General features: G+C 68.8%; 11 protein-coding genes. 6 read left to right on the forward strand and 5 right to left on the reverse strand.

What is annotated here, in order from left to right:
• Positions 1 to 660 precede the first annotated feature (660 nt).
• On the reverse strand, positions 661 to 1254 hold the full coding sequence (locus D7V77_RS34150) for a hypothetical protein (RefSeq protein ID WP_120580456.1): 594 nt from the start codon (positions 1252 to 1254) through the stop codon (positions 661 to 663).
• An 82-nt stretch (positions 1255 to 1336) separates the two neighbouring features.
• Positions 1337 to 2524 (reverse strand): cyclic nucleotide-binding domain-containing protein, encoded by a 1188-nt coding sequence (locus D7V77_RS34155; RefSeq protein WP_120580457.1) that lies wholly within the window; start codon positions 2522 to 2524, stop codon positions 1337 to 1339.
• Between the two features lie 144 nt (positions 2525 to 2668).
• Between D7V77_RS34155 and D7V77_RS34160 the strand changes: the two genes are divergently transcribed.
• From D7V77_RS34160 to D7V77_RS34175, 4 genes are all read left to right on the forward strand, one after another.
• Positions 2669 to 3655 (forward strand): Rieske 2Fe-2S domain-containing protein, encoded by a 987-nt coding sequence (locus tag D7V77_RS34160; protein ID WP_120580458.1) that lies wholly within the window; start codon positions 2669 to 2671, stop codon positions 3653 to 3655.
• Positions 3642 to 4553, forward strand: coding sequence for a fatty acid desaturase (locus tag D7V77_RS34165; protein ID WP_120580459.1), 912 nt, complete (start codon positions 3642 to 3644; stop codon positions 4551 to 4553). The genes D7V77_RS34160 and D7V77_RS34165 overlap by 14 nt, the downstream gene beginning before the upstream one ends.
• Complete coding sequence (locus tag D7V77_RS34170) at positions 4550 to 6076, forward strand: phosphatase PAP2 family protein (protein WP_120580460.1); 1527 nt, start codon at positions 4550 to 4552, stop codon at positions 6074 to 6076. Before D7V77_RS34165 ends, D7V77_RS34170 begins: the two co-directional genes overlap by 4 nt.
• A 102-nt stretch (positions 6077 to 6178) precedes the next feature.
• Entirely contained in the window at positions 6179 to 7489 is a 1311-nt protein-coding gene (locus D7V77_RS34175; RefSeq protein ID WP_120580461.1) for a DUF418 domain-containing protein, read from the forward strand.
• On the opposite strand, the gene D7V77_RS34180 is transcribed toward D7V77_RS34175, so the two are convergent.
• A complete protein-coding gene (locus D7V77_RS34180) occupies positions 7452 to 8078 on the reverse strand; it encodes an SgcJ/EcaC family oxidoreductase (RefSeq protein ID WP_120580462.1) in 627 nt (208 codons plus the stop codon). The two genes, D7V77_RS34175 and D7V77_RS34180, sit on opposite strands and share 38 nt — an antisense overlap.
• Before the next feature lie 470 nt (positions 8079 to 8548).
• On the opposite strand from D7V77_RS34180, the gene D7V77_RS34185 reads away from it, so the two are divergent.
• Together D7V77_RS34185 and D7V77_RS34190 are read left to right on the forward strand one after the other, a co-directional pair.
• The gene (locus D7V77_RS34185; protein WP_233597402.1) at positions 8549 to 9547 is read left to right on the forward strand and encodes a FadR/GntR family transcriptional regulator; all 999 of its coding nucleotides are present in this window, start codon (positions 8549 to 8551) and stop codon (positions 9545 to 9547) included.
• 102 nt (positions 9548 to 9649) lie between these two features.
• Entirely contained in the window at positions 9650 to 10918 is a 1269-nt protein-coding gene (locus tag D7V77_RS34190) for a type I restriction enzyme HsdR N-terminal domain-containing protein (protein ID WP_120580465.1), read from the forward strand.
• Between the two features lie 13 nt (positions 10919 to 10931).
• Here D7V77_RS34190 and D7V77_RS34195 read toward each other — a convergent pair whose 3' ends face one another.
• Together D7V77_RS34195 and coaA are read right to left on the reverse strand one after the other, a co-directional pair.
• On the reverse strand, positions 10932 to 11924 hold the full coding sequence (locus D7V77_RS34195) for a cysteine synthase A (protein ID WP_120580464.1): 993 nt from the start codon (positions 11922 to 11924) through the stop codon (positions 10932 to 10934).
• 16 nt (positions 11925 to 11940) lie between these two features.
• Entirely contained in the window at positions 11941 to 12894 is a 954-nt protein-coding gene (gene coaA, locus D7V77_RS34200; protein ID WP_120580466.1) for a type I pantothenate kinase, read from the reverse strand.
• Between the last annotated feature and the right edge of the window lie 236 nt (positions 12895 to 13130).

Here is a 13130-nt window from a genome sequence, read left to right on the forward strand (position 1 = left end):
GGCGAAGGCCGCCCACCCCCAGGAGCGGCAGCGCGGCGACGGGCGTGGCCACCCACGCCAACCACGTGCGCCAGTTCGCGCGAGCGTGTTGCCTCAGTGCGTCGATTGAAGCCATCGGGGCATCCTTCCGGACAGGGGGGTTGTCCAGGAGGATGGGGATGGACCGGGGTCCGGTGAAAGGCCCCCTTGTCGCGCTCGCCTGCTTCCTCACGGGCGGGGCTGGAGTGCTCGCATGACGCCCTCACGCATCCTGCGCTTTCCCTCCGACCGCTCCGTGGGCTGGCTCCGGGCCCGAGGGCCCCAGTGGCCCGACATGCCGCACGGAATCCTGCTCGGAGACGCGAGGGGCGACATCCCCGTGCCGGACGATTGCGCGCCCAGGCTCCTCGTGGAGTCCACCGCGGCGCGCGACCTCTCCTTCCTGTCGCGGCTCCAACCCGGCGACCTGGACGCGCTGGAGCTCACGCAGACGCAGGTGACGGATGAGCAACTCCGCCACGTCCCCCACCTGAGCGGCCCGCGGAGGCTGAGCCTCTCCGACACGGGCGTGACGGACCGGGCGCTCATGCACCTGCGTCCGTGGGTCGCGCTCCAGTGGCTCGCGCTGTGGTGGTGCCGCGGCATCACCGACGCGGCCGTGCCCGACCTGCTGGCCCTGCTTCAGGCCTTGCGGCGGGTAAAGCCTTCCGCGCGCAGCTTCTTCATCAGCCGGTCCGCGGCGGCCTTCGACTGCCACTCATGCGCGAAGCGCTTGGAGGACGTGCGCCCTTTGGTCCCCAGGTCGCCCTTGCGGACGTTGAGCACGTGGCGAGCGACCCGAACCCCCTGGAACCGGCCATCCTCGTGCGCGTAGAGCACCTCGCCCTTGCCGCCCGCGGGCTTCTTCGGCGCCGCCAGGGGCTTCGCGTCCTTGAGGCTCACGTCCAGCCAGGCCGCGCGACGTACGCGCACCTGGGGCTTCGTGCCGAAGACGAACGTGACGTGCCAGCGAGCCTGGGCCTCTGACTCGAAGAGGGCCTCCCCCCACGAGCGGTACCCGGATGCGGGCGTGCGCGGAAGGAAGGGCTCCACCGTGCGGAGGAACGCGAGGTACTCCTTCTCCGACCGCTCGTAGCCGAGCAACCGCGTCGACTCCGGCAGCTCCAGTTGGAGCTCGCCCGCCTTCGTGGGCCCCTTCAGGAGGACCGCGTCGAGGAAGACATTCCTCCCCTGGAGCGCCGCGCACTGCTTCCAGGACTCCGCGGACACGCGCACGTTGCGTGCGCTCTCAGGCCTTGTCGAATCACCCATGGTGCGGGACCGTAGCAAGCACGGCCCGCTGGGGGCACGGCCGCGATCAGCCGCTCAGCGCCCGCACGCGCGCCGCGAGGTTCTGCGTGAAGAGCCGGTAGATGTGCAGCGAGGCCGCGTCGTGCGTGGCCAGGAAGTGCTGGAAGCTCTCGCGGGTGATGCGCAGCGCGCGCACGGCCGTCTTCGCGCGCACGTTCGCGGACACGGGGCCGTCCTGCACGAGTGAAATCTCCCCCAGGAAAGAGCCCGGCCCCAGCGTGTTGAGGTGCCGCGCGTTGGGCTCATTGCCGGAGTAGACGTCCACGGTGCCCTCCAGCAGCACGAGCAGGCCCGTGCCGGGAGCGCCTTTCTCCAGCAGCACCGTGCCCGGCGTGGTCGTCACGGGCCGCGCCAGGCGGTACAGGTCCTTCATGTCCTCCAACGGCAGCTCGCCGAAGATGGGAATGGCCTTGAGGAAGCGGTAGCCGCTGGCCTCCGGCACGGTCGCGCCCGCGGCCAGCCGCGCGAGGAGCGCCTCCGCCTCCACGTCCAGGCCCATGCGCCGCAGGAGCCGCGCCTTCTCCGTCACCAGCACGGGATCCGCGCGCAGGTGATCGGAGCTGCTCAACGCGTCCGCCAGCACCGCGAGCGCCCGGTGCGTGAAGCCGCCGGCATCCAGCACCTTGCACGTGCGCAGCACGGCTTCGACGTAGCGAGGATCCTCCGCGAGCACCCCCCCCAGGGCCTCGGCCTCCGCGTGGGCCTGTCCCAGCTCCTGGTAGAGGTCCGCGGCCTCGAAGGGGCGGCCCAGGCGGACCAGGCAGTGCGCCATGGACTCGCGGGCGCCCAGGCCCCGGTAGACCTCCAGCGCGCGCTCCAGCGCCCCACCCCGCTCGAAGGCCGCCGCGGCGCGCTCCACCTCGCCTGCGCGCAGATACGCCTCCGCGGCCGCCACGTGCTGACCGCCCTGCGCGTACAGGTCCGCCACGGACACGTCGTCACCGCTGCCGTCCAGGAGCCGCGCCGCGCCCGTGAAGTCCCGCGCCCGGCGCAGCACGTCCACCAGCCAGTGGCGCTCCTTCACCGATCCCTGCGCGGCCTCCTTGCGAAGCCGCTCGCGCTGCGCCGCGCCCAGCTCCTCGTAGAGCTGCGCCGCGCGTTCCGGCTCGCCTTGCGCCGCCAGGGACTGCACCACCTGGAGCGTGCTGCCCCGCAACGAACCGCCCCGACTGCTGCCCGCAGTATCGCCTGCCATGTCACACGTCCCTTCCCAGGCCCGCACCGTTGGGGCGGCGCGCCCGGTTCCGCCAGCGCCTGACAAACCAGGAACCCGGGCGTAAAGCCAGTCTCGACCGGCCCCCCGTGGCCCTGGAGACACCGGGTCCGGTAGGGTCCGGGCATGGTTGTTCCCGTCCTGGCCGGGGTGGCTCCGGACCATCTCCCCGGGCCCTCGCGCCCGCGCTCCTGGTACCTGGTGGCTCCATCCGCGGCCCTGCGGCCCGGCCACGCGATGGGCGTTCAGGTGGGTGGCCAGGAGGTGGTGGTGTTCCGGAGCCAGCAGGGCCGGGTCCACGCCCTGTCCGCGCACTGTCCCCACCTGGGAGCGCACCTGAAGCACGGCACCGTCCAGGGCGAGCTGCTGCGCTGCCCACTGCATCATTGGAACTTCGACGGATTGGGCCACTGCCGAGCCGTACCCGGCCGAAGCGACGTGTCCGCCCTGCCGGGGCCCCGGCCATGGCCGGTGGAGGAGCGCTTCGGCGGGGTGCTCGTGTTCAACGGCCCGGAGGCGCTGTTTCCCCCACCCGACCTGGGAGGTGGGGAGCACGTCTGGAACGTAGGACCTCCGGTGACGGTGGGATGTCCGTGGCTGCCGCTCGCGGCGAACTCTTTCGACCTGGACCACCTGCGCACGGTGCACCACCGGGAGCTGTGGGACACGCCGACCTGGGAGACGCCGGACCGGTACACCCTGCGGCTGCGCTACACGTCGCGCGTCATCGGCACGGGCGCGAGTGACCGGCTGATGAAGGCGCTGTCGGGCAACCGCATCCGGGTGGAGCTCACGCTGCACGGCGGGACGTTGATCTCAGTGAAGAGCGACCTGGGCCGGGCGAGGGGGCTGCTGCTCGCGAGCCTGACGCCGGTGGCGGAGGGGACGTCGGTGCGGCTCGCCGTCGCGGCGAGGCGGGGGCGGATTCCGGGCGCGGCGGCGATGGTGCTCGGGGTGTCGCGGTGGCTCTACACGTCGTTCTTGCGGCGCGACTTGTCCGTGCTGGACGGCATGCGCTTCAACGTCGCGACGGCGACGGCGGACCCGGTGATGCGCCAGCTGCTCGACTTCGCCGTGGGCCTGCCCGAGGACGGGGACGATGCGCGCCGATGACGCTCCGCCGATCCCCGCCGCGCTCAACGCGGTGCTGCTCGTCACGGCGATGGGCGCGGGGGCGCTGGGCCTGTGGACGGCGTCGCACGCGGAGGCCCTCTGGGTGCGGCTGGTGGCGGCCGGGGTGTTCTCCTACGTGAACAACACGGTGTTCTCGCTGTTGCATGAAGCGACGCACGGAGTGCTGCATCCCTCGCGGCGGTTCAACGACATGCTGGGCCGGCTGGCGGCGACGTTCTTCCCCACGTCGTTCACGTTGCAGCGCGCGTTCCACCTCACGCATCACCGGCACAACCGCTCCGCGCGCGAGCAGTTCGACTACCTGCACCCGGGCGACCACCGCTTCCTCAAGTATGCGCAGTGGTACGTCATCCTGACCGGCATCTACTGGCTGTTCGTACCGCTGGGAGCGCTGGTGTTCGCGCTCGCGCCAGGCCTGCTGCAAAGGCTGCGAGGACCGGGAACGCGCTACGGGGAGCAGACGGGCGCGGACGCGTACCTGGGGCGGCTGGAGGACGCACCGGGGACAGCCATCCGAGCGGAGGTGCTGGGGATGGTGGCCGTCCAGGCAGGGCTGGCGTACGCGCTGGACCTGACGCTCGTGGGGTGGGCCCTTTGCTACGCGGCGTTCGCGGTGAACTGGAGTTCGCTCCAGTACGCGGACCACGCGTGGTCGCCGCTGGACGTGCGTGAAGGCGCATGGGACCTGAAGGTCGCGGCGCCAGTGCGTTGGGTGTTCCTCAACTACCACTACCACCGGGCGCACCACCGGTACCCGCAGGTGCCCTGGCTCTACCTGGGCCGCTACGTGGACGAGAGGGTGCCCCGGCCATCCTTCCTGGGCATCTGGCTGTCCATGTGGCGCGGGCCCCGGCCGTTCCCGGAGCAGTCGAAATGAGCGCGTCCGCGGAGAAGGAAGCGCACACGGAGGGTCCACTCTTCGGCTGGCCAGCGTGGGATGAACTGAAGCGCACGGGCGCGATGACGTGCGGTTTCGCGCTGTTCTTCCTAGCGATGTACGGCGGCGCGAGCTGGGTGACAGGCTTCTATTCCGGCGGCCTGCGCGTGGACCTGCCCTTCGAGCAACACATCCCGTTCATGCCTGGCTGGGCCGCCGTCTACGTCAGCATGGACGTGCTGTTGCTCCTGTCCCTGTTCATCTTCCGGACGTGGAGACAGATGCTCCCCTTCGCGATGGCGTTGTGCGCGGAGACGGTGCTGGGAGCACTCTGCTTCCTCGTCCTGCCGGTGGAGGTCGCGTGGCCGCCGCGTGCCGTCACCGGAGTCTGGGCATCCATCTTCCAGGCCGCTGATACGATGAACCTGGAGCGAAACTACCTGCCGTCGCTCCACGTCGCCTTCGCCTGCACGGCGGCCCTGGCCTACCGCGAACGTTCAGGGCCGGTGGCGAGCACCGTGTTCGCGCTGTGGGCCCTGGCCATCGCGGCGTCCACGCTGCTCATCCACGAGCACCATTTGGTGGACGTGGTCGCGGGAGCATTGCTCGCCTGGGGCACGTGGCGTGTCGTGGCGCCCCGGGTCCGGAAGGAAGCATTCCTCGAAGCCGTGCGGGTGGAAGCCCTCTGCGCGAGGGAGATGTACCGCTTCGCGCGCAGGCATCCGCGTTACGGGCTCATCTCGCTCGCGCTGTATCAGCAGTCGCTGGGACGCTGGCGCAAGGCGCGACGGGCACGGGCGGGGTTCTGCTTCCTCCAACTGGTGGATGACGTGCTGGATGGAGACCGCCCCGTCGGAGGAGAACCGCTGGACGCCATCGACGCGCTCCTGCGCACGATGGAGACCGGAGCGCCAGGCCCCGCCACGGAGTTCCACGACACCGCGGTTTCACTGGGCCGGGTACTGCTCACGGAGCTGACCGAACCGGCGGCCCGCGAGCAGGTGTTCGAACTGGTCCGCACCATGCGCCGGGACCGGGAGCGGGTGCGCGATGGGCACTGGTGGGACGCGGCGACGCTCCAGACCCAACTCGGAAACACCTTCCGGCTGTCCGTGAGCCTGATGCTGCACGTCGCGGACGCGCAGGTACGAGCAGATGACGCCCCTTCCCTGCTCGCGGCGTTGGGATGGTGCTCGGTGATGCGCGACCTGGAAGAGGACCTGGTTCAGGGACTCTTCAACGTGCCCGAGGACGTCGCCACGGAGGTGCGCGCCCAGGGACATGATCCCCAGGACTTCGAATCACTGCTCAGGGCGGAAGCCGGACGGGCCTGGGTGCGCGATGAGTACCAGCGAGCCCGCGCGCTGCTCGACCGCTCCGCGAAGGAACTGGCCCAGCTGGAAGGCAGGCAAGGCGTAGCACTGCTGCGCCTCTTCCACAGGTCGGTGGAAGGCTTCTGGGCCCGGAAGCTGCCGCGTCGCATGCCCTTCCTGCGCCAGGCGCCGGTGCTCGAAATCTCCTGAGTCCTACACGCGCGGTCGGCCTCCATCCGCGTGGAGCGAGGCCACTGAGCACGACGCGGTGCATGCGTTGACGCGAAGCAGGCGGAGGCATCTGCTGGACGCATGTCCGACTCCTCCCCTTCCATTTCCAGCGCCCGTCCGGTGGATGCCTCCGAGCGGCTGCCGCTCCTGGACGTGCTGCGCGGCTTCGCGTTGTGGGGCGTCTTCGTGTCGAACAGCTTCGCCTGGTTCAGCGGCCGGGTCCTGATGCCGCGAGAGCAGACCCAGGCACTGGCGGCACCACCCTTCGAGGCGGCCGTCACGGCGCTCTACCACTTCTTCGTGAACCAGAAGTTCGTCACGCTGTTCGCCTTCCTCTTCGGGCTCGGGTTCTCCATCCAGCTGACACGGGCCGAGTCACGCGGAGCCTCCGTCGTCCCGGTGTACTCACGGCGGCTATTGGTGCTGCTGGGCATCGGGGTGGTGCATCTCACGGCGCTCTGGGCGGGAGACGTGCTGTCCACCTACGCCCTGCTGGGCTTCGCGTTGCTCCTCTTCCGGAACCGTTCGGACCGGACGCTGCTGGCGTGGGTGGGCCTGTCGGTGGTGGTGGTGCCGTTACTGGTGCCGGCGCTCCTGCACTTCGGACCCATCCTGCTGCACGGAGCTCAGGCGGCGGCCGACGCCGCGAAGGCCACGGAAGCCATGGAGGCCCAGACGCGGGAGCAGCTGCTGCTCGGACTCAAGAGCGACTCGCTCTGGACGACGCAGGCAGCGAACGCGCACTTCCTCCAGTACATGCTGCCCACGCTGAAGCGGCTGCTGTGGATGATCTTCATCCTGGGCCGGTTCCTGCTGGGGCTGCTCGCGGGCCGACACCTGTTGCTCCAGGACGTGGAGCGCCACCGCGCCTGGCACCGGAAGATGCTGGGCTGGGGGCTGGTGCTGGGCGTGCTGGGAAATGGCGCGGGAGTGGTGGTCCAGCACCTGCGGCTCGCGGGGTTGTTGGACCCGTCGAAAGCCCACTGGATGTTCACCCTGTCCGCGATCCAGGAGATGGGCTACCTGGGCCTCGCCGCGGCCTACGTGGCCGCCTTCGCCCTGCTCTTCCAGACGGAGCGCTGGCGCAGATGGCTGAGCATCCTGGCCCCGGTGGGGCGCATGGCGCTCAGCAACTATCTGATTCAGACGGTCGTGAGCCTCTGGCTGTATGACGGCTGGGGGTTGGGGCTCATCGGAAAGCTGCCGCCGTCACATTGCGTGGCGCTGACCCTGCTGGTGTTCGCGATCCAGATTCCACTCAGCCACGCCTGGCTGTCGCGCTTCCGCTTCGGTCCGGCCGAGTGGCTGTGGCGCTCGCTCACCTACGGCCAGCGCCAGCCCATGCGGCTCGCGCTCAAACCGTCGCCGGCCGGCGTCCCCGGCGTCCGATGAAGAACCCCGCCCCAAGCGCGGCGACCGCGACCAGTGCACCGAAGCCCATGGCGGCGTTCTTCACCTTCGTGAGCAGGGGGTTGTCGAACACGTTGGTGGAGTAGTGGAACGCGGCGATGAGCCACTGGTCGCCCTCCTTCACCAGGGTGCAGGTCCACCGTCCATTGACGACGAGGTCCGTGCCGTCGTTCAGGATGTAGTGGTCCAGCGAGGAGCCATACGCGACGCCCGAGTTGCCATAAAGGCGAGTGAGCGCATCCACGTCGAACTTCGCGGTGACCTTCTTCACGACGCTGTTCGGGCCGCCCAGCATCTCCGCGTAGTACGCGCGGATGGCGTCCTTCCCCACGCGAACATCGTTGTTCATGGTGGAGAACACGACGTCCGGGTGCAGGTGCGACAGCAACCGGTCCAGGTCCTGCTTGTTGAGCGCGTCCTCCATGTCCTGCTTGATGCCGCGCAGTGCCTGATGCGTCGCTTCATCGCCAGAAGCCACCGCCGCCGGAGCCACGGCATCCTGAGCCCCCGACACACCGGGGACCGCGACGAACAGCAACGCCAGGAGACCTACGAGCCGGGTGCGCACCATCGAAGCTCCATGAAGGAAGAGGACGGCGAGCATCCTAAGCAGGTCGCCCGAGGTTCGTTAACAAACCCGTCGATTCAATGGTCCTCGTGATGACGCGTGCCGCACGAAGCGCGGCGGTGGGCCGCGACGGCGTGCCTGCGCGGAAGCCAGGATGGGGCCACGGAGGGAGGTCCCCACCCAGGGCCGGTTGCCTCAAGACCTGTCCGACAGTCGGACAGGCCTCCGCGGCATGGGCCCCAGACCGCACCTGGCCAGAAGGCGAACGAAGTCGCGCCCGCGCAGTCGCCAATGTGGACCACCGACAGAGGCGTCCGCCCGGGCCCGGTTGCCTCAAAACCTGTCCGACTGTCGGACAGGTTTTCGCCGCCCGGGTCCCGGACTGCGGCCCATCCGATGACACGGATTGGTGGGCCCGCACGTCCATGTCAGACCCCTGTGGTTGGATGGCGATGCTGGGACGAGGAAGGGGAATGGGGATGGAACGGCGAGGACTCGTGGCCTATGTGGAGGCGCAAATCGAGCGCGATATCGCGCTGGGGCGTCTGCATCCGAGCGGGCAATTCGGCTCCGAAGCGAAGCTGGCGCGCCGCTATGAGGTGTGTCGGGGCACCATCCGTGAGGCGCTGCGGCGGCTGGCGGCGCGGGGACTGGTGGTGCAGCGCCCCGGACGCAAGACGCGCGCGGTGCCGCTGGATGAGTCGCTGACGCTGGAGAACCTGGGGCTGGCGCTGCATGACGCGAGCAACCCGGATGCCCGGTGGCTGCTGGAGGGCTACTTCAGCCTCAAGCGGCAGGTGCTGGTGGAGCTTCTGGCCGACTGCTGCGCGAGGGCCTCGGACCTCGACTTGGACCGGCTGGGGAGCACGTGCTACCAGCTCCAGGACGCGGCGCGCTGGGAGTCAGGGGAAACCTGCGCGCAGGTGGAGTTCGAGTTGCTGCGGCATGCGGCGCGGGTGGCGGCGCGTCCCGGGCACGTGCTCCTCGTTCAGTCCCTGCAGCGGGCATTCCTGGGAGGAGCCGCCCAACTGCTGCCGCTCATGGGCGGAGAGGCGCTGCGCGAGTGGGCCTTCCGCGCGATGGCAATCCTGCACGAGCGCGACGTGCAGGCACTTCAGCATGAGCTGCCAGCGCTGCTGAAGGCGCGCGATGAGCGCGTGCTGAACGCATTCGCCCCTGTTCCTCAGGTACCTGCGTCCCCCGAGGCCCCATGCGCTCAGGAGGACCTGCTCAACACCCCACTGTCAGCGACCGGCCAGGACGATGCATTGGAGACACACCCCAGCGTCGAGGACGGTGCCGTCGATCGCCTTCCTCCAGTCGCCGCACAGGACGAGACGCGGGAGGCACTCCCCACTCCATCCGTTGAGCAGGATGATGTGAGCGAGGAACAACTCCGCGTGGAGGAGAACTCGCCAGGAAGACGTGATGGACGCCCTCCAATCCCTCCTTTGCCCCCGGATAACCCATAAGAGGTATGGCCACGCGGGATCCAACCGATTGTAGTTCTGGACGTCGCCAGTCTGTTCTCACTGATGGCGCGGCCTGGGCTCGACGGGTTGCAGGGGGATACCGTGGACGCGAATCAATTGCTGGAGCTGGTCAAGCGCTATCAGGACTCCAAGTCCTTCATCTCCAACGAAGAGACCGCCAAGCTGGCGCTGGTGGTCCCCTTCATCCGGCTGCTTGGCTATGACCCCGGCTTTCCTCGGGAGGTTCGCCTCGAATACGCGGCGGACTTCGTCCAGGGCGACGGCAAGAAGCTGCCGGACCGCATGGACTTCGCCATCTTCGACCAGACGGGACAGAAGCCCCTCATCGTCATTGAAACCAAGCCCCTGGGCACGGACCTCAAGTCGCGCGCCCAGCAACTGGCCCGCTACCTCTCCCAGCTCCCGGAGCTCCACTTCGGCATCATCACGGATGGGTGCCACTACCTGTTCTTCGGAGACCTGGAAAACCCCAACGTCATGGACCCGGAGCCCTTCTTCACGTTCTCCCTGGAGGACACGAAGTCGGACTGGGCCAAGGTCGCGAAGTTCCTGTCCAAGTTCAGCCGCGAAGCCTTCAACGCCACGACGCTCATCACCGACGCGGAGAACAGCCGCTACCGCCAGGGGATGATCGACAAGCTGTCCGCCGCCCTCAAATCACCCGGCGAACACGAGGGCTTCCTCAAGTGGCTCACCGAGGACATCTACAAGGGGAAGCGGACAACCGCTGTGATGGAACGCCTCGCGGAGGTCGCGAAGGAGGCCATCGAGCCCACCCTCCTCCGCGTCATGGGCGACGACTTCCTCGACAAACTCAAGGAGCGCATCCAGCGCTTGAACGAAGGCACCGAGGCGCCCGCCGCCAAGGACGGGCCCAACGTGGTGAAGGCGGACAGCGCGAAGCCGTTTGAGTCGGAACCCCGGGCCTCGGGTGACGACAAGACACGCGCCGCCGTGGAGACCACCGAGGAGGAGCTGGCCTTCTTCGGCGTCGTCCGGGACATCTGCACCAAGAACGGCCACGCGGCGGAGGACGTCCTCTACCGGGACACCTCGAACTACTTCAACGTGTCCTTCAAGAAGCCCACGAAGTGGTTCGTGCGGTTCTTCGGCAATGGCAAACGCAAGTGCATCGCCACCTGGGTCCCCGTCGAGGAGGCGAAAACACTCGCCGCGGGGTTCGAGGTCGAGGCGTCCCCCGCGGCGTTCGGTATCAGCCGGGTCTACATCCAGACGATTCCAGAGGTGTGGGCGCTCAAGGCCCTGGTCGCCCGGAGCCTGGAGCTGTCCCTCACCGTCAAGGAGGAGGCGCCCGCGGAGCCCACTCTCAAGGTGGTCGCCAGCCAGTAGCGGCCCCGCTGATTCACACCGCCGGCAGCGGCTTCACCGTGAGCGCCTTCGACGCGAGGAACTCCGGGTTGAACACCTTGGAGGCGTAGCGGCTGCCGTGGTCGCACAGGAACGTGACGATGCGCAGCCCCTGTCCCTGGTGCTTGCGCGCCACCTCCCATGCGGCCCGCACGTTGAGGGCCGCGGAGGTGCCCACCACCAACGCGTCCTCGCGCGCCAGGTGGTAGAGCATCTCCAGCATGTCCTGGTCCTCCAGGCGCATCGCTTCGTCCACGCGCGCCTGCCGGAAGTTCTCCGTCAGCCGCATGATGCCAATGCCCTCCGTGATGGAGCTCCCCGCCGTCTCCATCTTCCCCGTGCGCACCTGGCAGTAGAGCCCCGACCCCGGCGGATCCACCAACACCACTCGCAAGGCCGGGTTCTTCTCCTTCAGGTAGCGGCTCGTGCCGGACAGCGTGCCGCCACTGCCCACGGACGCCACCAGCACGTCCACCTTGCCTTCCGCCTGCTCCCAGATCTCCGGCCCCGTCGTCTCGTAGTGGAAGTCGCCGTTCGCCGCGTTCTCGAACTGGTTCATCCACGCCCAGCCGTTCGCTTCCGCCAGCACCCGCGCCTGGTGGAAGAAATGCGAGGGGTTGGAGAACGGCACCGGCGGCACCCGCCGCACCTCCACGCCCATTGCCTCCAGGTACTCGTATTTCTCGCGCGCCTGATTGTCCGGCATCGTCACCACCACGCGGTAGCCGCGCTCGCGCCCCAGCAGTCCCAGGCCGATGCCTGTGTTGCCCGCGGTGCCTTCGACAATCGTGCCGCCGGGCTTCAGCTGCCCCGTCGCTTCCGCGCGTTGAATCATCCCCTTCGCGGCCCGGTCCTTGATGCTCCCGCCCGGGTTCATGAACTCCGCCTTGGCGACGATGTCACAGCCCGTCTGCCGGCTGAGCGAGCCAATGCGCAACAGCGGCGTGTTCCCCACCGCATCCCAGAGCGAACCCATTCGTGGCGCCATGTGCGTCCTCCCTGAACTACAGCTTGCGCATCCGCACGCGGCGGACCTTGTGGTCGCTGCCCTTCACCAGGATGAGCCTCGCCCGTGAACGCGTGGGCGCGATGTTCTCCGCCAGGTTGGGCCCGTTGATCTCCGCCCACACCGACGCGGCCCGGGCAATCGCCTGGTCGCGCGTCAATTCAGAGAAGCGCCGGAAGAAGGACCGCTCGTCGCGGAACGCCGTCTCCCACAGGCGCAGGAAGCGCTCCACGTACCAGTGGCGGATGTCCGTCTCGCTCGCGTCCACGTAGATGGAGAAGTCGAAGAAGTCCGACAGGAACGTCTGCGGCAGCCGCCCGCCCTCCACCGGCCCCGTCTGCAGGACGTTGAGCCCCTCCAGGATGAGGATGTCCGGCTGCCGGATGGACTGCGCCTCCTCCGGCACGATGTCGTAGACGAGGTGCGAGTACACCGGCGCCGTCACCTCCTCGCGCCCCGCCTTCAGCTCCGCCAGGAAGCGCACCAGCGCGCGCCGGTCATAGCTCTCCGGAAAGCCCTTGCGGTTCATGACGCCCCGCTCGGCGAGCACCCGGTTCGGATAGAGGAACCCGTCCGTCGTCACCAGCGCCACGCGCGGATGGTCCGGCCAGCGCGCCAGCAGCGCCTGGAGGATGCGCGACGTCGTGCTCTTGCCCACCGCCACGCTGCCCGCGATGGCGATGATGAACGGCACCTTGCGCACCGAATAGCCCAGGAACGCCTGCTGCGCCGCCCACAGCGACTGCGCTGACGCCACCTGCAGGTGCAGCAGTCGCGACAACGGCAGGTAGACGTCCTCCACCTCCTGGATGTCCAGCCGGTCCCCCAGGCCCCGCAGCTTCTCCACCTCCTCCGCCGTCAACGTCAGCGGCGTGGAGGCCCGGAGCTCGCGCCACGCGTCGCGGTCCAGGTCGACGTACATCGATGCGGCGCGGGGCTTGGTCACGGACATGCCACCCAGCATGAACCAGACCGCCCCGGATCCGGCAAGTGAAGGTAACAACAGGTCTTCCCTGCGATTCTTGACAGCAAGACTTTCCCGCCTCCAACGTGCCCGTCCGCATCCCGGTCGCGCCCGACGGACGCGGGGGCACTCCGCCCTCCTGGAGCCCGTCCCCCGAGGTCCACGCGTGTCCATTTTCTGCGCCCCCGCCCTCCTCGCCGCCACGGGCCTGCTGCTCGCCGCCC

The sequence above is a fragment of the Corallococcus sp. CA041A genome (assembly GCF_003612075.1).
In the GTDB taxonomy this organism is placed as follows: Bacteria; Myxococcota; Myxococcia; order Myxococcales; family Myxococcaceae; genus Corallococcus; species Corallococcus exiguus.